We start from the raw sequence: 22,251 nt of genomic DNA on the forward strand, positions 1-22,251 counted from the left end.
AGTGCCGACGCGGCCGGAACCGTGACCGGCACCCGCGGGGCCACAGTGCCGGGCGGTACCGGATGCGCGGCGCGTGCGCGGCGGGTCATGCGCCCCAATGTGGCATTGGGTGCATCTGACGCACCCAATGCCACATTGGGGTTTTCTCAGTAGCTGTGGTGTGCGGCCTCGCGCCCGGCTGCGAGGCGGGAACTCAGACCTGGTAGTCGTACAGCGTCGAGCGGCCGCCGCCGTGCCCGGTCGAGGGCGAGCGCAGGTGGTTGCGGCCCGAGTCGACAGTGCGCAGCGTGGTGGCCAGCAGCTCGGAGAACTCGGCCAGTTTTCCGTCCACGTACGCGTCGCAGTCGGCGCGCTGGCGGTCGGCTTCGGCGTGCGCCTCGTCGACGATCCGCGCGGATTCGGCGTGCGCGGCCTGCACGACCTCGGTCTGCGAGACGAGCCGGGCCTGTTCGGCGCGGGCGTCCTCGATCGCGCGGTCGTAGGCGTCGCGGCCGGCCTGGATCATCCGCTCGGATTCGGCGCGGGACCGTTCGGTGAGGTTCTGGTACTCGGCCTGCCCGCCCGCGACCATGCGCTCGGCCTCGTTGTGCGCGTCGCCCAGCATCTGCTCCGCGCGGGCGCGCGCGTCGGCGAGGATGCGCTCGGCCTCGGACGTGGCGTCCGACACCGTCCGCTCGGCTTCCTCGTTCGCGCTCGCGACGGTCTCCCCCGCCTCTTTGCGCGCGGCGAGCAGCAGGTCGTCGCGCTTGTCGAGCACGTCCTGCGCGTCGTCCACTTCGCCGGGAAGCGCGTCGCGGACGTCGTCGAGCAGCTCGAGGACGTCGCCGCGGGGCACCACGCAGCTGGACGTCATGGGAACCCCACGGGCCTCTTCGACGATCGTGACGAGCTCGTCGAGTGCCTCGAAAACCCGGTACACGGCCACTCCCTCAAGCAGTTTCCCCGATCACTGGCTTCCAGTCTGCCCGCTTCGCAGCCTGAACCGGTGAACGAGCACCCGACCGGGCGTGTCCTGATGTGTGCCGGAAGGGGCGGTCTCACCCGCCGGTGGGACCGCCCCGGCGAACCGTGCTCAGCCGTTCAGATCGATCTTCTGGAAGGTGGCGTAGTGGTCCGGCGTGTAGACGAGCTCGCCGCCCTTGCCGGAGATCACGCGGTCTTCCGAGCCGACGTCGTAGAGCGTGTAGTAGCCGGCGTCGCACGCGGGCAGGACGCCCTCGCGGTTCTCGTACGTCGTGCCGTCGTTGAGGGTGCCGGCGCGCACGCCGTCGACGACCTGCTTGGCGTCGTCGGACAGCGTCGAGTAGCCGACCGGGCTCAGCTTCGACAGGTCGCCGCACTTCGTCGGCGTGCTGCCGCCGTCGATGTCGATGACCTGGAAGGACTCGTAGTGGTCGCCGGTGTAGAAGTACTCGCCGCCCTGGCCGGTCACGATCCGGCGGGTGCCGCGGTTGCTCGAACCGGGCGTGGGCACGGTGTACTCGTGGTAGTAGCTCGACGAGCAGGAGGGCAGGATCCCCTCGCGGTTGGTGAAGACGACGCCGTCGTTCTTCGGGTACGGGAACGGCCCGTTCGTCTGGATGAGCTTGTAGGTGTCAGTCGCCTGCGCGGGCAGCGCCGACAGCTTGACGTGCGTGAAACCGGACAGATCCCCACAGGAGTTCTGCTTCGGCTGCACGGACGCCGGAGCCGCCGGGGACAGCGGGACGGCCTCCGCGGCCGTGCCGAACCCCAGGAAACCGACCAGCAGTGCGAAAAGGACACCGACTATGCGGCTGCGGTTGTTGGTCATTTTCGGACGGTAACCCGGACGGGTGGTCTGCAGAATGACGCGAGGTGAACAGCTTCGGGCCGCGGCCGAAGTCCCGACGAAGGCAGTAATCCGTTCAGGCTAAATCGGCCGCTGGACTGGCCTTCCGGCCGGACGCGGTGCTCAGTCCTGTTTGGCGTAGACCGCGACGAGGCGTTCGTACACCACCGGCGGCACCAGGTTCTCGATGTCGCCGCCGAGCGCCGCGATCTCCTTGACCAGCGAGCTCGACACGAAGCCGTAGGCCGGGTTGTTGGCCATCAGCAGCGTTTCGAGCCCGGTGAGCTCGCGGTTCATCTGGGCCATCTGCAGTTCGTAGTCGAAGTCGCTGACCGAACGCAGGCCCTTCGCGACCGCGGCGATGTCGTTATCGCGGCAGTAGTCCACGAGCAGGCCCTGCCACGAATCGACGCGCACGTTCGGCAGTTTCGCGGTGATCTCGCGCAGGATCTCCATGCGTTCCTCGACGCTGAAGAGGCCCTTCTTGCTCTTGTTCACCCCCACCGCGACGACAACCTCGTCGAAGAGCACCGAAGCCCGCTCGATGATGTCGAGATGTCCGTTGGTGGCCGGATCGTAAGAACCGGGACAGACCGCACGCCGCATGGCGCGGACGCTATCAAGCCGCGCCGTCGCGCGCGCTCTCGTGACGACTGCGTCACACCTCAGATGAGCTGTCGTACTCAGCCCAGTACAGCGCCGTGTCGCCGTAACGCTTGTCGCGAAGCGGCTTGAAAGTCGACGGCCAGTCCGGAGCACCGTCGCGCGCGGCACGTTCGATCACGGCCAACGCGCCTTCGGCGAGCCAGCCACCACTGTGTAGCGAAGCAAGCACAGTGCCCAGGGAAGCAGCGTCGACTGCGTACGGCGGATCTGCGAGCACCACGTCGAACTGCGCCGTCGCAGGCGCAGCGACCACTGTCTCCACTTGCCCGGCTCGCACCGTGCCGCCTAGCCGTAAATCGGCGACGTTGCCGCGAAGCACGTCTGCCGCCCGGCGGTCGGCCTCCACGAACCACGCGTCCGCGGCACCGCGCGAAAGCGCTTCGAGACCGAGCGCACCCGAGCCGGCGTAGAGGTCGAGCACGCGGGCACCGTCCAGCTCACCGGCCACTTCGAGGGCGTTGAACAGTGCTTCCCGCACCCGCTCCGACGTCGGGCGGGTGCCTTTGGGCGGCACCTTCAGCCGCCGTCCGCCCGCCTTCCCCGCCACGATCCTCGTCACCCGGCCATCTTCGCCCAAGGTCGCGATGTGGCGTTGGGCAGGACTTGCCGAACCCGCGCGCGCGGGCGCGTAGAGTCGTCCTTCGCCCTCCAGAGGCGCGTTGATGGAGTTCAAGGGAGCGTTGCGTGTCGGAACCCCGGGTGAGACGGGCTGAGATCGCCGTCGAGCAGGCACACGTCGACCGGGTCTACACGCGGCTCGCCGAGCTGCGGACCCAGGCCGAGGCGATGCGGGCCAAGGGCTACGAGCTGGGCCAAGGCGCACAGCGCGAAGCGATCTTCGAGCAGGCGTCGATGCTGTTCGAGCGCGACATGATGGTCTACCACGCGAACCAGACCCTGCAGACGCTCGACGCCGAGTACGAGGGCCTGGTCTTCGGCAGGCTCGACCACCTCGACCGCGAGCACATCTACGTCGGCCGTCTCGGCATCCGCGACACCGAGTTCGACAACCTGGTCACCGACTGGCGCGCGCCCGCGGCCGCCGCCTTCTACCAGGCCACCGCCGAAGAGCCGATGGACGTCGTGCGCCGCCGGGTGATCCGCTGCTCCGGGCAGACGGTGCTGGACGTGGACGACGACGTGCTGATCGCCGACGCCGTGCCCGAGGACATGCAGATCGTCGGCGAGGGCGCGCTGATGGCCGCGCTCGGCCGTTCGCGCGGCGAGAAGATGCGCGACATCGTGGCCACGATCCAGAAGGAACAGGACGAGGTCATCCGCGCGCCGTGGCGCGGCGTCACCGAAATCACCGGCGGTCCGGGCACCGGCAAGACGGCCGTCGCGCTGCACCGTGCCGCGTACCTGCTGTACCGGCACCGCCGTCAGCTCGGCGGCGCGGGCGTTCTCGTGATCGGTCCTTCGGGCGTCTTCACCACGTACATCTCGCGCGTGCTGCCGTCGATGGGCGAAACGAACGTAGAGCTGCGCGCGCTCGGCGAAGTGCTCGACGGTCTCGAAGCGACGCGACAGGACACAGCCGCACTGGCTGCGATCAAGGGTTCGCTGCGGATGCGAAAGGTGCTTCTGCGCGCGTTGCGCGACACCCCGCCCGAAGCGCCGACGGAGCTGAAGATCGTTTATCGCGGCGAAGTCCTGAAGCTGACCGCGCGCGAGTTGGACAAGGTACGGCGCAAGGCGCACACGCAGGGCGCGCCGCCGAACCGGTCGCGCGTACGCGTGGCAGAGCTGCTTCTGGCCGCGCTCGCGGACAAGGCCGAGGAGTACGCGAAGGCGGACGGCAAGGAGATCGACCGCGCGGAGCTGATCAACGATCTCGGCGAGCGCATCGACTTCCACCGCTTCCTCGTGGTGTGGTGGCCGGTGCTGTATCCGGCACAGGTGCTCAAGTGGCTGGGCACCGAGAAGCGGATGGCCGCCGCGTCCAAGGGCATCCTGAACCGGAACGAGATCAGCCTGCTGTCGGCCGATTTCGCGGACCGTTCGCGCGGCTGGTCGGTCGCCGACGTCGCGTTGCTGGACGAGTTGCGCGTGCTGGTCGGTCCGGAGCCGAAGCGCCGCCGCCGGCAGACCGTGGTCGAGGTGGCTCCGGAGCGCGGCAGTTCCGGCGGCGCGCCGCATCGTCCGGAGCACTACGACGAGTACTCGCACGTGGTCGTCGACGAATCGCAGGACCTTTCGCCGATGCAGTGGCGGATGATCGGCCGTCGCGGCAAGTACGCGAGCTGGACGGTCGTGGGCGACCCGGTGCAGAGTTCGTGGCCGGATCCCGACGAGGCGGCGCAGGCGCGCGACCAGGCGTTCGGCGTGAAGACCACGCGGCGGCGCTTCACGCTCCGGACGAACTACCGGAACTCGGCGGAGATCTTCGACCTGGCGGCGAAGGTCGTGGCGGGCCACGCGCAGGCCGACGAACTGCCCAAGGCCGTGCGCACTACCGGAATCGAGCCGGAGGTGCGGCCGGTCGACCAGGCGGCGCTGGCGACGGCGACGCAGAGCGCGGCGAAGGAACTGCTCGGCGCGGTCGAGGGCACGGTCGGGGTGATCACCGCCATGGACCGCGTCGAAGAGGTCGAGGGCTGGCTCTCCGGGCAGGCCGACGAGCGGCTGAAGGTCGTCGGGTCCCTCGATTCGAAGGGCCTCGAATACGACGCGGTGGTGCTGGTCGAGCCGATGGACCTGGTCACCGAGTCCTCGACCGGGCGGCGCGTGCTGTACGTCGCGCTCACCCGGGCGACCCAGCAGCTGATCGTGCTCGCCTCGGACCCGGACTGGCTGCCTGCCTCGTGAGTGGCGATCGCGGTTAGAACCGTGATCGCCACTCACGAGACAGTGACCGGGAAGGGAACCGCCGCCCCGTGCGTTACGCCCTTACGTGACCTCCCTGCCTGACGTACCGCTGTCCGTGCTCGACCTCTCCCCCGTTTCCGAAGGGAAGGGGGTCGGCGAGGCGCTGCGCAATACGCTCGATCTCGCCCGCAATGCCGAACGGCTGGGCTATCACCGGTACTGGCTCGCCGAGCACCACAACATGCCGGGCATCGCCAGCTCGGCCACGGCGGTGCTGATCGGGCACGTCGCGGACGCCACCGAGAGCATCCGCGTCGGCTCCGGCGGGATCATGCTGCCGAACCACGCGCCGCTCGTGGTGGCCGAGCAGTTCGGCACGCTGGAGGCGTTCCACCCGGGCCGGATCGACCTGGGCATCGGCCGCGCGCCGGGCACCGACCAGCGCACCGCGCTCGCGCTGCGCGGGCCGGGCGGGCTGTCCGCGGAGAACTTCCCCGAGCACCTGATGGAGCTCATCAGTTACTTCGAGCCGGACGCGGCGCGCGGCGTCAACGCGGTCACCGCCGAGGGCAACAAGCCGCCCGTGTGGCTGCTGGGCTCGTCCGGCTTCAGCGCGCAACTGGCCGGACGGCTGGGGCTGCCGTTCTCCTTCGCGCACCACTTCGCCGCCGAGAACACGCTGCCCGCGGTGCGGCTGTACCGCGAGAACTTCCGTCCGTCCGAAGTGCTTTCCGAGCCCTACGTGATGCTGGGCGTGCAGGTGATCGCCGCCGAGACCGACGAGCGCGCGGAGTACCTGGCCGGGCCGAGCGGGCTGACCTTCCTGAGCCTGCGCCGCGGCCGCCCGATCGCGCTGCCGACGCCGGAGGATGCCGCCGAGTACCCGTACACCGAAATGGACCGCGCGTTCCTCGCCGAGCGGTTCGGGTCGAGCATCGTCGGCGGGCCGGAGAGTGTCCGGAAGGGACTGGACCAGCTGCTGGCCGACACCGATGCCAACGAGCTGATGATCACCACAATGGTGCACGGCCACGAGGACCGCGTGCGCTCGTACGAGATCGTCGCGGACCTGAAGCGCTGATGGAGGTCTTCGACTGGCACGGGCAGCAGGTGCGGTGGTCCCGGCAGGGTTCGGGGCCGCCGCTCGTGTTCTGCCACGGCACGCCGTGGTCGTCGAAGCTGTGGGAGCCGATCGCGTCGACGTTCACGCCGGACTTCACCGTGTACCTGTGGGACATGCCGGGCTACGGCAGTTCCACGATGGCCGAAGGCCAGGACGTTTCACTGGCCGCGCAGGGCGAGACGTTCGCCGCGCTGCTGGACCATTGGGGCCTCGAAGAGCCGGACGTGGTGGCGCACGACTACGGCGGCGCGGTCAGCTTGCGCGCGTTTCTGTTGCACGGCGCGGCTTACCGGTCGCTCGCGCTGGTGGACGTCGTCGCGTTGGCCCCGTGGGGTTCGGAGTTCTTCCGTCTGGTGGCGGAGAACGCGGCCGTGTTCGCGCAACTGCCGCCGAATCTGCACGAAGCGCTGGTGCGGGAGTACATCGCGGGTGCCGCGCATCGTCCGTTGTCCGCCGAAGCGCACGACATGCTCGTCGCGCCTTGGCTCGGTGCGACTGGGCAGGCCGCCTTTTACCGGCAGATCGCGCAGGCCGATCAGCGGTACACCGACGAAATCGAGCCGCGCTACCGCGACGTCAGCGTGCCCACGCTCGTGGTGTGGGGCACCGAGGACGCCTGGATCCCGGTCGACCGCGCCCACCGGCTCGCCGGGACGATCCCGGGCGCCGGACTGGAATTGGTCCGTTCGGCCGGACACCTGATCCAGCTCGACGCACCCGAGGCGCTGACCGCTTCGCTGCACCGCTGGCTCGCTCGCTGAAATATCCGGAAACCGCCGCACCGGTATTTATTTTCCCGCATTGACAACCGCATTCCGCACAGTTGTCACAACCGCACAAGAATTCGGCGGTTACGCCGCCGTGACCCCGCGGGACGGGGCAAGTTCTTGTCTGCGGGCAGGGCCCTCGTTAGCGTACTGACCAGTAACGAAACCGCACGGTAATCCCGCGCACGTCAGGGTTCCGGCTCGGTCCGCCAAACGGATCAGCACCGGAACGGACGTTCGGCGGGCATTCCGCCGTGCCCGGAAATTGCTGGGAGGTCGGGCGATGGCGTTTCCCGGCGCCGCGGCACTGCACCAGACCGGCCGGCTTTACGCACTGGGGCTCGACGTCGTCCGGCTGACGTTCCGCCGCCCGTTCCAGTTCCGTGAACTCGTCCAGCAGTTCTGGTTCATCGCGAGCGTGTCGATCCTGCCGACCGCGCTGGTGTCGATCCCGTTCGGCGCGGTGATCGCGCTGCACATCGGGTCGCTGACCACGCAGATCGGCGCGCAGTCGTTCACCGGCGCGGCGAGCGTGCTCGCGATCATCCAGCAGGCCAGCCCGATCGTGACCGCGCTGCTGATCGCGGGCGCGGGCGGCAGCGCGATGTGCGCCGACCTCGGTTCGCGCACCATCCGCGAGGAAATCGACGCGATGGAGGTGCTGGGGGTTTCGCCGATCCAGCGGCTGATCGTGCCGCGGGTGCTGGCCGCGATGGGTGTCGCGGTGTTCCTCAACGGCATGGTCAGCGTGGTCGGGGTCCTCGGCGGCTACTTCTTCAACGTGATCATGCAGGGCGGCACTCCTGGTGCGTACCTGGCGAGTTTCTCCGCGCTCGCGCAACTGCCGGACCTGTGGATCAGCGAGATCAAGGCACTGCTGTTCGGGTTTGTCGCCGCGGTCGTCGCGTCGTATCGAGGCCTGAACCCGCGCGGCGGGCCGAAGGGCGTCGGCGACGCGGTGAACCAGTCCGTCGTGATCACGTTCCTGCTGCTGTTCGTGCTGAACCTGATCCTCACCACGGTGTACCTCCAGCTCGTGCCGCCGAAGGGAAGCTGATGGCCACCCCGACTCCGACGCGCGTGCTCGAAGCCATCGACCGCAGGCTGAGCTTCCTCGACACTCTCGGCGACCAGATCCTGTTTTTCCTGCGCGCGCTCGGCTGGGTGCCGCGCGCGGTGCGCCGGTACCTGCGCGAGATCGTCCGGCTGCTGGCCGAGGTGAGCTTCGGCAGCGGCGCGCTGGCGGTGATCGGCGGGACCATCGGCGTGATGGTCGGGATGACCGTCGCGACCGGGACTGTCGTGGGGCTGCAAGGATATTCGGCGCTGAACCAGGTGGGCACGTCGGCGTTCGCCGGGTTCATTTCGGCGTACTTCAACACGCGCGAGATCGCGCCGCTGGTGGCCGGGCTGGCGTTGTCCGCGACGGTCGGCTGCGGGTTCACCGCGCAACTGGGCGCGATGCGGATCTCGGAGGAGATCGACGCGCTCGAAGTGATGGGCATCCCGAGCGTGCCGTATCTGGTGACCACGCGGGTGATCGCCGGCTTCATCGCGGTGATTCCGCTGTACGCGGTGGGGCTGTTGTCGTCGTATCTCGCGTCGCGGCAGGTCACGGTGTGGGGGTTCGGGCAATCCGCGGGCACCTACGACCATTACTTCCTGTTGTTCCTGCCGCCTGGCGACGTGCTGTGGTCGTTCGGGAAAGTGCTGATCTTCAGCGTCGTCGTGGTGCTCGCGCATTGCTACTACGGCTTCCGCGCGAGCGGCGGGCCAGCTGGTGTCGGTGTCGCGGTGGGTCGGGCAGTGCGGACGGCGATCGTCGCGATCAGCGTGCTGGACTTCTTCCTCAGCCTCGCGATTTGGGGCGCGACCACGACCGTGCAGGTGGCCGGATGAACCGGCGCTGGCACAAGACCGGAGTCCGCACCGCCGGGGTGCTGTTCCTGGCGGTGCTGTCGGCGTTCGTGCTGCTCACAGTGAAGATCTACAACAAGGACTTCACCACCACGGTCCCGGTGACGCTGCGGGCCGACCGCGTCGGCAACCAGCTGCGCGCGGGCGGGCAGGTGAAGGCGCGCGGCGTCGTGGTCGGCGACATCCGGGGCGTGCACGCGATCCGCGGCGGCGCGGAGATCTCGCTGGCGCTGGACCCGGAGCAGGTGAAATGGCTGCCGGTCAACGTCTCCGCGTTGCTGGTGCCGAAGACCCTCTTCGGCGAACGGTACGTCCAACTGTCCATTCCGGACACTGGACGGAAGCGCCCCTTGCAGGCCGGAGACGTGATCTCGCAGGACCGGTCGGCGAACGCGATCGAACTGGAGCGCGTCTTCGACAACCTGCTCCCGGTGCTGAAGGCCGTGCAGCCGCAGAAACTGGCGACCACGCTGACCGCGGTTTCCACCGCACTGCAAGGCCGCGGCGCACAGCTGGGCCAGACGCTGGCTACCGCGTCGGACTACCTCCGGCGGTTCAACCCGAACCTGCCGCAGCTGGACCGAAACGTGCGCGACCTCGCCACCGTCACCCGGATGTACGGCGACATCGCACCAGATCTGCTCGACGCGCTCACCGATTCGTCGGTCACCCTCGGCACGATCAGCGCGAAACGAACCGACCTCGGCTCGCTGTATCAGCAGGTCACCACGTCGTCGCGGGACCTCACGACGTTCCTGCGGCAGAACCGGAACAACATCATCGCGTTGTCCGCGGACAGCCGCCGTCCGCTCGAAATCGGTGCCAAGTACTCCCCCAGCTTCCCTTGCACTCTACAGGCGCTCACCGACTTGAAACCGTCGATGGACCGGGTCCTCGGCGCGGGAACGAAGGAACCCGGGCTGCACGTCGAGGTCACCGTGTCCAAGTCGCGCGGCAAATACGTGCCGGGCAAGGACGATCCGGCTTACACCGAGAAGACCGGCCCGCGCTGCTACCCGAGCGGCGTGACGCCGACCGCCGGCACTCCGGCGACCGTGCCGTCGACCGGAGACCTCGGTATCGCGAATTCCCCGCAGGAGCAGCAGTTCCTGGCCCCGCTGATCGCGCCTTCGCTGGGCGTTTCGACCGCTGACGTGCCGATGTGGAGCAGTGTGCTCGTCGGCCCGCTTTATCGCGGAACGGAGGTGACGGCGAAGTGAGAAACCTTGCCGCTCCCCTGGTCAAAAGCCTGATCTTCATCCTGGTCACCGTGCTCGCGACGGTCATTCTCGCGTTGTCGATCACCGGCGGTTCGGTCGGCGAGAGCCAGCGCTACGGCGCCACTTTCGTCGACGCCACCGCGTTGAATGTCGGCGACGACGTGCGGATCTCCGGGGTGAAGGTCGGGCAGATCGAGGGCCTCGACGTCGTCGGCCAGAACCGCGCGCACGTCAGCTTCTCGCTGGAGAACGGCCGCACAGTGCCCGCCAACGTCACCGCTGTGATCAAGTACCGCAACATGGTCGGCCAGCGCTATCTCGCGCTGGAGCGCCCCCGCGACCCGGCCGGGGTGCTGCCGTCCGGCGGCGAAATCCCGCTGGACCGCACGACTCCGGCACTCGACCTGACCGACCTGTTCAACGGCTTCAAACCGCTCTTCCAGGCGCTCTCGCCCAAGGACGTCAACGACCTGTCCGGCGAGATCGTCCAAGTGCTGCAAGGAGAAGGCGGCACGGTGACCGAACTGCTGCAGCACACCGGATCGCTCACGAGCACGCTCGCCGGCCGCGACCAGGTCATCGGCAAGGTGATCGGCAACCTGAACTCGGTGCTGAAAACCGTGAACGGCAAGGGTGATTCGCTCGCGACGCTCGTGTCGACGCTGCGCCAGCTCGTGTCCGGGCTCGCCGAGGACCGCACCGCGATCGGTGACGCCGTCTCCGGCCTTGCCGAGCTGACGCAGTCCACCAGCGGGCTGCTCACCGAGATCCGGCCCGGGCTCAAGGACAGCATCTCCGGTCTCGACGCGCTGACCCGGAACCTGAACAAGGGGGAGGCCGACGTGGACAAGGCACTGACCACGCTGCCCAAGAAGATGGACCGCATCGGCACGCTCGGGTCGTACGGCTCGTGGATGAACTTCTACCTGTGCAAAGCCGTCCTGGAAACCTCGCCGCCGCGCGGGGTGGCGCCGACCGCGGCGAGGTGTGGCGCGTGAAGTCGTTCCGGGAGCGCAATCCGCTCGTGCTGGGGGTCGTCGGCAGCCTCGCGCTGGCCGCGGTGCTCACCGGCACGCTGAACTACAACCGTCTGCCGTTCCTCGGCGGCACCACCTACCAGGCCGAATTCACCGAGGCGGCCGGACTGCAGGCGGACGACGAGGTGCGGATCGCCGGGATCAAGGTCGGCGAAGTGTCCCGAGTGGACCTGGACGACGACCACGTGCTGGTCAGCTTCCGCGTCAAGAACGCCTGGATCGGCAACCGGACGTCGGCGCAGATCAAGATCAAAACGTTGCTGGGCCGGAAGTTCCTTGCCCTGGACCCGGCCGGACGGGCGGAACAGAACCCGGACCAGCCGATCCCCCGCGACCGCACGGTGACCCCGTACGACGTGACCGACGCGTTCAACGGCCTCGCCGACACCGCGGGCGCGATCGACACCAAGCAGCTCGCGACCAGCTTCTCCACGATCAGCGACACTTTCCGCAACTCGCCACAGCACGTCCGCACCGCGCTGGACGGGCTCAGCGCGCTGTCGAAAACGGTCTCCTCGCGGGACAACGAGATCGCCGAGCTGCTGGCCAACGCGCGCAAACTGACCACCACGATCGCCAACTCGAACGACGACTTCGAGAAACTCGTCAAGGACGGCGACCTGCTGCTCACCGAACTGGACCACCGCCGTGACGCGATCCACCAGCTGCTCGTCGGCACCCAGCAGCTCGCGAAGCAGCTGTCCGGGCTCGTTTCGGACAACACCGCGCAGCTCGCTCCGGCGTTGCAGCAGCTCAACCAGGTGACTGACCTGCTGCAACGCCAAGACGCGAACCTCGCGCAAAGCCTGAAGCTCGCCGGGCCGTACTTCCGCGTGCTGACCAACACCGCCGGCAACGGCCGCTGGATCGACAGCTACCTGTGCGGCCTTCTCCCGGAGAACCGCGATCCGTGCACCCCGCCGAAGGGAGGCGCGAAATGACCACGCGCGCATACCGTTTCGTCGTCTTCTTGCTGGTGATGACCCTCGTGATCTGCGGCGTCCTGTGGTGGGTGTTCTCCGGATCCGGCCGCTACCGCGTCACGGCGTACTTTTCCCGGGCCGTCGGTGTCTACAGCGGATCCGACGTCCGGGTGCTCGGGGTGAAGGTCGGCGAGGTCACCGCGGTTCTCCCGCAGGGCAGCCAGGTTCGTGTCGACTTATCGGTAGATCCGCACATCCCCGTCGCCGCGGACACGACCGCGCTGGTCATCGCCCCGAGCGTGGTCGCCGACCGCTATGTCCAGCTGGGCAAACTCGCCCGCGGCGGCCCGCGCTTAGCCGACGGCGCGGTCATCGGCACCGCCCGCACGGGCACGCCGGTGGAGCTGGACCAGCTGTATTCGAGCCTGGACACGCTGAGCAAAGCACTCGGCCCGAACGGCGCGAACTCCCACGGCGCGCTGTCCGATCTCCTCCGCACCGGCGCGGCGAACCTGGACGGCAACGGCAAGGCGTTCAACACCTCCGTCCGCGACTTCGCCCGCCTCGCCCGCACGCTGGCGGGCAACTCGGAGGACCTGTTCGGGACGGTCGACGAGTTGCAGAAGTTCACCACCATGCTCGCCACGAACGACCGCCAGGTCGCGGACGTGAACCAGCAATTGGCCAAGGTGTCGGCCACCCTCGCCGAGAACCGCGGCGAACTGTCCGGCGCCTTGCGCTCGCTCGGCAGCGCGCTGGCGTCTGTCCAGGGCTTCATCCGGGACAACCGGGCCGCGATCAAGTCCAATGTAGACAAACTCGCCAAGACGACGCAGACGCTGGTCGACCAACGCGCGTCGCTGGCCGAAACTTTGGACGTCGCCCCGCTGGCCGCACAAAACGTGCTGAACGCTATCGATCCGGAAACCGGACGTCTGCAGGGCCGTGCCGACCTGCTGGATTACCTGCCGCTCCCGGCAACGGACGCGACCGTGACCGGAGGCGGCCGATGAAGGCACGACGGCTTATCCTCGCGCTGGCGGTCAGCACGCTGGCCGGCTGCGCCGCACCCGGCGGCTTCCGAGGCGTCTACGACCTCCCATTGCCCGGCGGTGCGGACCTCGGCCCGCATCCGTACGAGGTCACCGTCCAGTTCGCCGACGTCCTGGACCTGGTCCCGCAGGCCGCGGTGAAGGTCGACGACGTCCCGGTCGGCCGCGTCCAGTCGATCCGCCTTGGCGCCGACGGCTGGACCGCCGAAACCGTCCTGGCGGTAAACGGCGACGTCCACCTGCCCGCCAATGCCGTCGCCCGGCTGCGGCAATCGTCGCTGCTGGGCGAGAAGTTCGTGGAGCTGGCCGCGCCGGTCGCGTCGCCCTCCGGGCAGCTAGCAGACAAGGCGGTCATCCCGGTGTCGCGAACCAACCGCAACCCGGAGTTCGAGGAGATCTTCGGCGCGCTGTCGCTGCTGCTCAACGGCGGCGGCATCGGTCAGCTGCAGACGATCAACCGCGAACTGACGAAAGCCATGGACGGCAACGAGGAGGAGATCCGCAGCTTCCTCTCCGGCGTCAACCAGCTCATGACGAATCTCGACGCCCACCGCCACGACATCACCGCCGCACTGGACGGCCTCAATCACCTGTCGGCGTCGCTGGCCGACCGAAACCAGCAGATCGCCGACGCCCTCACCGACCTGACCCCGGGCCTGAAAACCCTCACCGACCAGCGACCGCAACTGGTGACGATGCTGCAATCGCTGGACCAGCTGTCCACAGTGGCCACTGACGTCACGAACAAGAGCCGCGACGACCTGGCCGCCGACCTGCGCGCACTCGCCCCCATCCTGCGCCGCCTGGCCGATGCGGGTCAGAACCTGCCCAAGGCGCTGGAAATCCTGCCCTCGTTCCCCTTCACCGACCCCGTACTGGACGCGATCAAGGGCGACTACCTGAACGTCTACGCCACGGTCACCCCCGGTGCCGGTGTCCCGCTGCCGCCGCCGGGCCAAGGTGTCCCGCCAGGCCTCCCGACGCTGCCTCCCCCTTCCGGAGGCAACTGATGCTCACCAGACGGATCCGGATCCAGGTCATCGCCTTCGTGGTAGTCGCACTGGCCGCGACCTCGTTCGTCGGCGCGAAATACGCCGGGATCAAGCGCCTTTTCGGTGCCGGGAGCTACACCGTGCACCTGGAGCTTTCCGAAGGCGGCGGCATCTTCACCAACGGCGAAGTCACCTACCGAGGCGTGGCCGTCGGCCGGATCGGCCCGCTGCGCCTGACCGAGCGCGGGATGGAAGCGGACCTGTTGCTGGACACCGCCGCCCCGCAGATCCCTTCGAACGCCCGCGCGATCGTCGCGAACCGCTCCGCCGTCGGCGAGCAGTACGTCGACCTGCAACCGACCACCGACCAAGGCCCTTATTTGGAGGACGGCAGCGTAATCCCCCGCAGTGCCACCGCCCTGCCCCTCCCCATGCAAACCTTCCTGTCCGATGTGGACTCGCTGACCTCATCGGTACCGACCGAAGACCTGCGCACCGTGGTCGACGAACTGGACAACGCTTTGCAGGGCAGCGGCCCAGACCTGCAACTGCTGATGGACACCGCGAGGTCCTTCACCGATTCCGCCTCCACCCACCTCCCGCAAACAACAAAACTCATCGACGACGGCTCGACAGTCCTGAAAACACAAGCCGCATCCTCGACCGCGTGGCGTGACTTCAGCCGAAACGCCCGTCTGTTCGCCTCGCAACTGGCTTCGTCGGACGGTGACCTGCGCCAGCTGATCGCCACCGCCCCACCAGCCGCTTCCCAGGTAACGGGCTTGCTGCGTGACACCAGCCCCGGCCTGCCCATCCTGATGGCAAACCTCTTGACGACAGCGGACGTCTTCAGCGCCCGAACCGACGGCCTGGAACAACTGCTGGTCACCTTGCCGAGAACCGTAGCCGCGACGTCCTCGGCCATCACCCCCGACAGCGGACGGCTGTCACTGGCCTTGACGTTCTTCGACCCGCCGCCGTGCCGGAAGGGGTACGAGAGCACGAAGATCCGCAGCAGCGCCGAACTGCCGGTTCTCCCGTTCAACACCGCCGCAGCCTGCACCCTGCCCGCCGGAGACCCGTCCTCGGTCCGCGGCGCGCAAAACGCACCCCACCCCGGAGTCCCGGAGCCAGCCCGGCCAGGCGGCTTCCCCGAGGCAGTCGCGGGGCTTCCGACGTCGACCGATCTGGAGGAGATGCTGTGGCTACGCCGGGGAAACTGAGGGACTTGCCGGATGAGGCTCCCTCCGGTGACGACACGCTGCAGCCTGACCCGGCGTCCTCACGTGCCGACGACGACTCCGCGACCGACACAACTGCCTCCCCCACAGCCAAATCTCCCCGCCGCACCCTGACGCGGGCCGCCGGAATCGCCCTCACCGCAGCCACCGCTTTCGCCGCCTGGTCAGCCTGGTCATGGCATGCCGCCGCGACCGCCCCCACCTCAACCGGAGGCACGACCAGAGACGAAGCCGTCGCCGCCGGCCGCACCCTGATCACGACAGTCACCACCTTCGACCCCCAACACCGAGACCAAGCCCTAGCCCACTGGAGATCCGCGACGACCGGCTCCCTCCAGTCGGCCTTGCCCAGCGACGTCCCGTCCGACGGCTCCGCCACCGCAGGCCACGTCCTCGACGCCGGACTCTCCGACCTGGACACCGAAGCAGGCACCGCGAAACTCCTGGCCTCCGTGGAAATCACGGTCACCAAGGACGGCACCGCACAGCCGATCCGCCGCACCCGCCTGGCAGCGACGATGACCCGCACCGCCTCCGGCTGGAAACTCAGCTCACTGGAGCAACTGGGGGTGGCGGGGTCATGAAGCTCTCTCTGCACCGGTCGAAGCCACGCACCGAGCCCGTCGATTCCGCTGCGATCGTCGACCCTCCGCATCCGGGCAGCGCGTCCGCCGACCCTGCGCATCCGGGCACTGCGGCAGCCGGAGCCGACCAGCCGCGCGCAGCCAGCGGTAGCCGGGCACCCGCCACAGCCGAAGCCGCCCAACCACGAGTCTCCGGCAAGGGAACCGGCCAGACACCTTCCGAACCCGGAGCCACCGCAGCCGCACCCGCCGCTATCGCAACCGAATCCGCTCAGCCACCCATCGCCCCAGCACAAACCTCCGCCACCGACCAGCACACCACCGCGGAAACCGAAACCGCTCAGCCAGCAAGCACCACCGCTCAACCACCCTCCACCGCGGCAACCACCTCCTCCCGCACCGGCTCAACTCCCCACCGCGCCACGACAACTTCCGATCCAGACCTGCCAGCCTCCGACACCGAACCCGCCCGACCTCCCGTCTCCGACTCCACCGCCACCCCGACCGCTGTTCCCGACCGACCTCTCGTCCCCGACACCAACGCCAGCCCGGCCTCCGTCGCCGACCGACCTCCCGCCCCCGCCACCAACGCCACTCCGACCTCCATCCCCAACAGACCTCCCGCCCCCGACACCAACGCCGTCCAGACCGCCGTCCCCGACCACGACGGCACCGAGCCGACCTCCACGCCCCGCAACACCCGCCGCCTCCCCGCACTCCTGCTGTCCTTGACCGTCCTCCTCACCGCCGCCGGCGTCTGGTGCACCGTCGAAGCCCACTCCACCAGCGCGTCCGCCGCTTCCTCGAACCACGCGCTGACCGATCAGCCCGCCACCGCCGAAGTCACCTCCGCCGTCAGCCTCACCCTCAACAAGATCTTCTCCTACACCTACGACAAAACCGACGTCACCGAGAACGCCGCCGCCACCCTGCTCCGCGGCCACGCCCGCGATTCCTACGAAAAGCTCTTCGCCCAAGTCCGCACGATGGCTCCGAGCCAACGCCTGACCCTCACCTCGCGCGTCTCCGCCACCTCCGTCCAGTACCTCACGAACGACCACGCACAGTTGCTCGTTTTCCTCGACCAATCGGCCACGAGGGGGGATTCCGCCACTCCGGAGTCAGCCGCGGCACAACTGGCCGTCACCGCTGAGCGAATTGGCGGGAACTGGTTTGTCACCGATCTCGCGCCACGATGAAATTCTGTTTCCTCACCGCCGAAGGAGTACCGTCATGCCCATTTCCCGGCTCGCCAGAATCGGCGTGCTCGCAGCGGCCGCCGCGACCGCGGTCAGCCTCGCCTCCGCAGTTCCCGCATCAGCGACCGAAATCCCCATTCCGATCTCCTACTCGGTCACCGGCAGCACGGTCGTGAAGAAGACCGGCAGCACTCTCGACCTCGGCCCCGGAAGTCTCGCCGGAAATCTCCTGGTCGACGATCAAACCGGAGCCGTCGGCCTCAACGCCAATCTGCAATTGCCGCCGGCTACGGCGAACATTTCCCTGCTCGCGGGCGGATTCAGGATCAAGGCGAAGGTGACCGTCACCCCGACCGCGCCCGCCACCGGCACGCTCGCGAACGGCACCCTCACCACCCACGAAACCGCGAACATGGAGATCAGCGACATCTGGGCAGGCCCGATCGTGCCCGTCTTCCCGGTGCCGACCGTGCCCGGCAGCTGCACGACCGTCAAGCCGATCGACCTGACCCTTGCCGCGGCGAACGTCGACATCACCAAGCCGATCACGCTCACCGGCAATTACACCATTCCGGACTTCAAGAACTGCTTCATCGCCGACCTCGCACTCGGCGCACTGGTGTCCGGGCCGGACAACACGATCTCGCTGACCCTGACCTCCAAGAACTGATCAACCACCCGAAAACGGAGTGCCGGAAACTGTTCCGGCACTCCGTTTTCGCATATCTGATCTTCGCGAAATTGTCACGCTCACACGAAACGGCGATACGGTTTACGCGGCCGATGACAAAAGAATCGGTCCAGTCGCCGACTCGCGGACAAGGCACCGACCAGGGTTGTTGCCGACTGAACTCACGGGTAACCTTGGGCTCGCGGCCGGTATTGCTCACCGAGCCGATCCCCGTTCCCGAAAACCTGGTCCGGAACGGAATCCGCGGAAACCTCCGTCCCCACTGCGCAGGGTCGCCGCGAAACTGCAGTCCGATCTAAGGAGAATGGTATGCCCCGGCTCAGCAAACTGTCCACGGGCGTGGTGACCGGCGTCGCGGCAGGCGCGATCGCGGTCCTCACCGCAGGCACGGCCTCGGCCGCCACCGCGACCTACCAGGCCGGCCCCGCGAACTACAGCTGCACGTTCCCGGCCATCCCGCCGCAGACCGTGGCGGTCACGGCGCAGTTCGACGGCCCGGACACGATTCCCGTCAACGGCACCACGACCCCGACCAACGTTTCCGGCACCGCGACCATCACCGCGCTGGTCCACGCGCTGCTCACCGCCGCGGGATACGACGGAATCCGCGGCACCGCCGATGTCCCGATCACCGTCGACAACGGTTCGCTCTCCCCGTCGGACGCCTCCGGCCTGCAGATCCCGGAGCAGATCTACCCGGCGGGCGGCGCGATCACGGTGAACATCGCCCAGACGTCGACGTCGTCGATCCCGACCTACACCGCGCCGAGCAGCCCCGGCACGGTGACGTTCGGCCTCGACACGACGCTCTCCGCCCAGCTCGAATTCCACAAGCCTTCGGACGACAGCTGGACCCCGTGGACCATGACGTGCACCGCGCCGTCGGGCACCAGCTTCAGCCCGTCGGGCACCATTTCCTGACCCTGGCTGACGGAGGGGCGGCTGATTGCCGCCCCTCCGTTGTTGTTTCCGGCAGCACACCCGGCGTCGGAGAACCAGCTAGCACCCGAACTTCACGACATGAGAACCCGCGACCGTCGCTCCGCGCAGCAGGAACTGGGAACCGACGTCGAGCGACGAAGCATTCCATCCACTCCACCACGAAACAAAGGTCCTTACCAGCAAAGGGTTCTGCTGCCGCCCCTGCGATGGGACGCGCACCCGAACCGGCACCGGAGACCACTTTTCAACGCGGCAGAAGCCCCTCGACGCTAGGGAGAGCCCGCTCGACGTGCACCCCGGCGACCGCCCTTCCCAGCGCACCAGGAACCGGATTCAGGCCAGGATCCGGGCAGCCAGCCTCGCCAGGCTTCCGGTCGCCGCTTCAGTGCCGGCAGGGCACCGACCGGTCCGTGATCACCAGGCCGAACTCGTACCCCGCCGACGCACCGGTCACCGGCCCGCACACCGGCGGCTTCGGCACCGTCGCCTGGCTGTAGGAGTTGTTGCCCCAGGCGACCAGCGATCCGTCCGCCTTGATCGCCAGGTTGTGGTTCCACCCGGCGTCGATGGCGACAACCCCGGTCTTGGCCGCGGCGGGCACGTCGGTCTGGCCGTAGTTGTCGTGCCCCCAGGCGATCACTCCGCCGTCCTTCAGCGCGAGACTGTGCTCGTACCCGGCAGAAATGGCCGTCACCCCGGACTGCGCCGCAGCGGGAACCGTCGTCTGGCCGAACGTGTTGCTGCCCCAGGCAAGCACCGCTCCGGCCTTCAGCACGAGGTTGTGGTCACCTCCCGCCGAGATCGCGTCGACGCCGGACTCCGCGAAGCCCGGCACGTCCGTCCGGCTGCCCCAGCTCACCACCTGGCCGTTGCGCAGCAACGCGAGGCTGTGCACGGCACTGGAGGAAATCGCGGTCACCCCGCTGGCCACCGATGCCGGAAGCTCCGTCTGGCCGTACCAGTCGTTGCCCCACGCATACACTTTGCCGTTCTTGAGACCGAGACCGTGCAGCCAGCCGGCGGCGATCTGGGCCGTGCCGGACGACAGGTCCGCCGGCACCTCGCTTTCCCCGAAGTTGTTGTCGCCCCAGGCGAGCACAGCACCGCTTTTGAGCGCCAGACCGAACAAGCCGCCTGCCGAAACCGCGGAAAGACCCGAGGTAGTGGCCGCGGGCAGTCCCTGCATGCCCCGAGTCCCCCACTGGTAAATGCCCCCAGCCGCGGTCAGTTGCGGCACGTTCGCCGCGCCTGCAGCGCTGCCCGTTGCCTGCGCCTGCGCCGTGACCACGGTGTTCGCCGACTTCGACGGTGGTGCGTTCAGCACGACAGCGGGACCGCTCGACGCCGCCCCCGCACCAACCACGGCGACCGCGGCGACTGCTGCCGCGCCCTTGCCCCATCGCCGGTATCCGGCCGCCATCGCAGCTCCTTCCGCCGAACGTCTGGCAGGGATGATTCCAGCCTCGTGGCCTCTGCGGCGAATGTGGCGATTCTTTGTCAGAATCGAATGAAAGCCCGCCCCCGAACTGTCTCATGAACCTAAGAAAAGCCCTGGCGGGCAAGGGAAATCCCCCGTCGCCCGGCTACGCTTGCGAACCGGCGAAACTCACCGGTAACTTCGCTCGAAAGCCATTCTCCGGACCGCCGGGAGAGGAGGCGCACCATGCCAGAATCACGCGGGCGCCCGGTCCGCCGCCGGACTGCCTCCGTCGCCCTCGCAGTCCTCGGGGTCCTGTCGATCGGCACTGGAGCGCTCACCGGCGTCAGCTCCGCCTCGACCGAGACGCCCATGCCTGCCGCCCCGCCCCCGTCATCAGCCGGTGAGCAGCAGGTCAGCAAAGACATCACCTTCGACTGCCCGTTCGCCGCTCCCGCGGGCTCACAGCAGATCACCCTCACCGTCTCCGCCGCAGTACCCGCAACGGTGCAGGTCGGGTCCGGGCTGAAGTTCCGTTCTCTTGCCGCGTCTTTCCTGCTCCCGCATGCCGTCGCCGCCCAGCTGGCGCCGACCGCGGCGGACGGCGTCCGCGGCGGGCTCACTCTTGACTTGACCGCACATCAAGGCGACAAGCACTCCGCGATCCCCACGCCATTCACCGTCGCCGCGACCCCGTTGCCGGAAACCGGCGACGTCAAGCTCACCGCGACCGCGGACCTGCCAGAGCAAGCGATCACTGTCCCCGGCAAAGTCAGCTTCGACATCGGTGCCCCGACCATCGCCTTGAAACCCGCTGCCGACGCCGCCGCCGAAGCGACCCCCGTCGCCTGCACTCTCCTCCCGGACCAGACGACCACCCTGGCGTCGGTCCTCGCCACTCAGCCACCTGCGAACACCCCCGGCCCGTCGAAGCCGGATCCCTCACCGCCACCAGCGCCGCCCGCGGCCGAGCCCAACGCGGTCTCGCCCCAAGACGACGGCTTCCCGCTCGTCACCCCGCTCAACTACGTCCAGGTCACGGCGACTTCGTCGATCTATCGGCTGGGCGCCACCGTGGCCAGCAGCCGGACCGCGATCCTCAACGGATCCTGGACCCTCATCCTCGACCCGCCCGACTACATCCCGCGCGACCCGAGCACGATCTCCGGCGTCGTCGGCTTCCGCCCGGTCACCGCGACCTTCCTCGGTTTCGGATTCGTGCCGGTGAGCGCCACGGTCGAGTTCCTGCCGGTCGACTACCGCAATTCCAAACTGATCGACCTCACCGGCCAGCTCTGGGGCGGCGTCCGCCTGACCACCCATGTCCAGGTGATGGCGCGGATGAGCAATGCCGAAGTCAACGGCGTGCCACTGGATCTCGGCCCGGACTGCGTCACCGCCAAACCGGTATCCCTCAACCTGTCCGGCAAATACAACGCCACGACAGGCGGCATCATCAGCACCGACCCGAATTCGCCCGACCCCGACTACCGCGGTTTCGCCCTGCCGCCGTTCGTCCACTGCGGCACCGCGGAACCGCTCGGCCCGCTGCTCACCGGGATGGCCTCGACCACGACGAACGTCAACCAGGCCAAGGTGGTCAACGTCAACTTCTCTGAATGCGCTTCGAACAAATTCCCAGATCACACCAAGTGCAAGCCGATTCCCGACACACCGCCTCCCAGCTGAAAGCGAACGCCGCCCCGGGCTGCCGAGATCTCAGTACACTTCACCGGCCCGGCGTCGGTCGGACGAGGAGGCGTCGCCGCGCTGACCGAGTTCAGCGGCACGCTTACTCCGACCGGCAACTATCACGCACTATTGCGAGCCGCGGGAATGGACGGGCTTCGAGGGACTGCGAG

At 68.2% G+C, this 22,251-nt stretch carries 21 protein-coding genes; 16 read left to right on the top strand and 5 right to left on the bottom strand.

The genetic code is table 11. The annotated features are described in order from the left end of the window. Positions 1–193 precede the first annotated feature (193 nt). From H4281_RS18245 to rsmD, 4 genes are all read right to left on the bottom strand, one after another. Complete coding sequence (locus H4281_RS18245; RefSeq protein WP_182892150.1) at positions 194–919, bottom strand: DivIVA domain-containing protein; 726 nt, start codon at positions 917–919, stop codon at positions 194–196. Between the two features lie 153 nt (positions 920–1,072). Next, on the bottom strand, positions 1,073–1,792 hold the full coding sequence (locus H4281_RS18250; protein WP_182892151.1) for a ribonuclease domain-containing protein: 720 nt from the start codon (positions 1,790–1,792) through the stop codon (positions 1,073–1,075). Between the two features lie 141 nt (positions 1,793–1,933). After that, positions 1,934–2,416 carry a pantetheine-phosphate adenylyltransferase gene (gene coaD, locus H4281_RS18255; protein ID WP_182892152.1) on the bottom strand — a complete coding sequence of 161 codons (483 nt, stop codon included), beginning with the start codon at positions 2,414–2,416 and terminating at the stop codon, positions 1,934–1,936. A gap of 52 nt (positions 2,417–2,468) precedes the next feature. Further along, entirely contained in the window at positions 2,469–3,035 is a 567-nt protein-coding gene (rsmD, locus tag H4281_RS18260) for a 16S rRNA (guanine(966)-N(2))-methyltransferase RsmD (protein ID WP_182892153.1), read from the bottom strand. A gap of 125 nt (positions 3,036–3,160) precedes the next feature. Here rsmD and H4281_RS18265 point away from each other — a divergent pair, with 125 nt between their 5' ends. From H4281_RS18265 to H4281_RS18335, 15 genes are all read left to right on the top strand, one after another. After that, positions 3,161–5,284: a HelD family protein gene (locus H4281_RS18265; RefSeq protein ID WP_182892154.1), complete on the top strand. Its 2,124-nt coding sequence runs from the start codon at positions 3,161–3,163 to the stop codon at positions 5,282–5,284. Positions 5,285–5,369: 85 nt separating this feature from the next. Beyond that, a complete protein-coding gene (locus H4281_RS18270) occupies positions 5,370–6,365 on the top strand; it encodes an LLM class flavin-dependent oxidoreductase (RefSeq protein WP_182892155.1) in 996 nt (331 codons plus the stop codon). After that, the gene (locus H4281_RS18275) at positions 6,365–7,168 is read left to right on the top strand and encodes an alpha/beta fold hydrolase (RefSeq protein WP_182892156.1); all 804 of its coding nucleotides are present in this window, start codon (positions 6,365–6,367) and stop codon (positions 7,166–7,168) included. Before H4281_RS18270 ends, H4281_RS18275 begins: the two co-directional genes overlap by 1 nt. Positions 7,169–7,457: 289 nt before the next feature. Then, the gene (locus H4281_RS18280) at positions 7,458–8,231 is read left to right on the top strand and encodes an MlaE family ABC transporter permease (RefSeq protein ID WP_009074192.1); all 774 of its coding nucleotides are present in this window, start codon (positions 7,458–7,460) and stop codon (positions 8,229–8,231) included. Continuing rightward, complete coding sequence (locus H4281_RS18285) at positions 8,231–9,073, top strand: MlaE family ABC transporter permease (RefSeq protein WP_182892157.1); 843 nt, start codon at positions 8,231–8,233, stop codon at positions 9,071–9,073. Before H4281_RS18280 ends, H4281_RS18285 begins: the two co-directional genes overlap by 1 nt. Beyond that, complete coding sequence (locus H4281_RS18290; RefSeq protein ID WP_182892158.1) at positions 9,070–10,311, top strand: MCE family protein; 1,242 nt, start codon at positions 9,070–9,072, stop codon at positions 10,309–10,311. Before H4281_RS18285 ends, H4281_RS18290 begins: the two co-directional genes overlap by 4 nt. Further along, positions 10,308–11,309 (top strand): MCE family protein, encoded by a 1,002-nt coding sequence (locus H4281_RS18295; RefSeq protein WP_182892159.1) that lies wholly within the window; start codon positions 10,308–10,310, stop codon positions 11,307–11,309. Before H4281_RS18290 ends, H4281_RS18295 begins: the two co-directional genes overlap by 4 nt. Then, entirely contained in the window at positions 11,306–12,289 is a 984-nt protein-coding gene (locus H4281_RS18300) for an MCE family protein (protein WP_182892160.1), read from the top strand. Before H4281_RS18295 ends, H4281_RS18300 begins: the two co-directional genes overlap by 4 nt. Then, complete coding sequence (locus tag H4281_RS18305) at positions 12,286–13,284, top strand: MCE family protein (protein WP_182892161.1); 999 nt, start codon at positions 12,286–12,288, stop codon at positions 13,282–13,284. Before H4281_RS18300 ends, H4281_RS18305 begins: the two co-directional genes overlap by 4 nt. Beyond that, positions 13,281–14,333 carry an MCE family protein gene (locus tag H4281_RS18310; RefSeq protein ID WP_182892162.1) on the top strand — a complete coding sequence of 351 codons (1,053 nt, stop codon included), beginning with the start codon at positions 13,281–13,283 and terminating at the stop codon, positions 14,331–14,333. The genes H4281_RS18305 and H4281_RS18310 overlap by 4 nt, the downstream gene beginning before the upstream one ends. Further along, positions 14,333–15,538 carry an MlaD family protein gene (locus H4281_RS18315; RefSeq protein ID WP_182892163.1) on the top strand — a complete coding sequence of 402 codons (1,206 nt, stop codon included), beginning with the start codon at positions 14,333–14,335 and terminating at the stop codon, positions 15,536–15,538. The genes H4281_RS18310 and H4281_RS18315 overlap by 1 nt, the downstream gene beginning before the upstream one ends. Before the next feature lie 362 nt (positions 15,539–15,900). Next, the gene (locus H4281_RS45210) at positions 15,901–16,140 is read left to right on the top strand and encodes a hypothetical protein (protein WP_220507450.1); all 240 of its coding nucleotides are present in this window, start codon (positions 15,901–15,903) and stop codon (positions 16,138–16,140) included. A gap of 728 nt (positions 16,141–16,868) precedes the next feature. Continuing rightward, positions 16,869–17,339, top strand: coding sequence for a hypothetical protein (locus tag H4281_RS18325; RefSeq protein ID WP_246412051.1), 471 nt, complete (start codon positions 16,869–16,871; stop codon positions 17,337–17,339). 34 nt (positions 17,340–17,373) lie between these two features. Then, positions 17,374–18,009 carry a hypothetical protein gene (locus H4281_RS18330; RefSeq protein ID WP_182892164.1) on the top strand — a complete coding sequence of 212 codons (636 nt, stop codon included), beginning with the start codon at positions 17,374–17,376 and terminating at the stop codon, positions 18,007–18,009. A gap of 330 nt (positions 18,010–18,339) precedes the next feature. Next, on the top strand, positions 18,340–18,951 hold the full coding sequence (locus H4281_RS18335; protein ID WP_182892165.1) for a DUF6801 domain-containing protein: 612 nt from the start codon (positions 18,340–18,342) through the stop codon (positions 18,949–18,951). Between the two features lie 403 nt (positions 18,952–19,354). On the opposite strand, the gene H4281_RS18340 is transcribed toward H4281_RS18335, so the two are convergent. Further along, positions 19,355–20,392, bottom strand: coding sequence for an RCC1 domain-containing protein (locus H4281_RS18340; RefSeq protein ID WP_246412053.1), 1,038 nt, complete (start codon positions 20,390–20,392; stop codon positions 19,355–19,357). Between the two features lie 243 nt (positions 20,393–20,635). Here H4281_RS18340 and H4281_RS18345 point away from each other — a divergent pair, with 243 nt between their 5' ends. Then, complete coding sequence (locus H4281_RS18345; RefSeq protein WP_182892166.1) at positions 20,636–22,078, top strand: DUF6801 domain-containing protein; 1,443 nt, start codon at positions 20,636–20,638, stop codon at positions 22,076–22,078. Positions 22,079–22,251 lie beyond the last annotated feature (173 nt).

This window comes from Amycolatopsis dendrobii, assembly GCF_014145675.1.
Lineage (GTDB): Bacteria > Actinomycetota > Actinomycetes > Mycobacteriales > Pseudonocardiaceae > Amycolatopsis > Amycolatopsis dendrobii.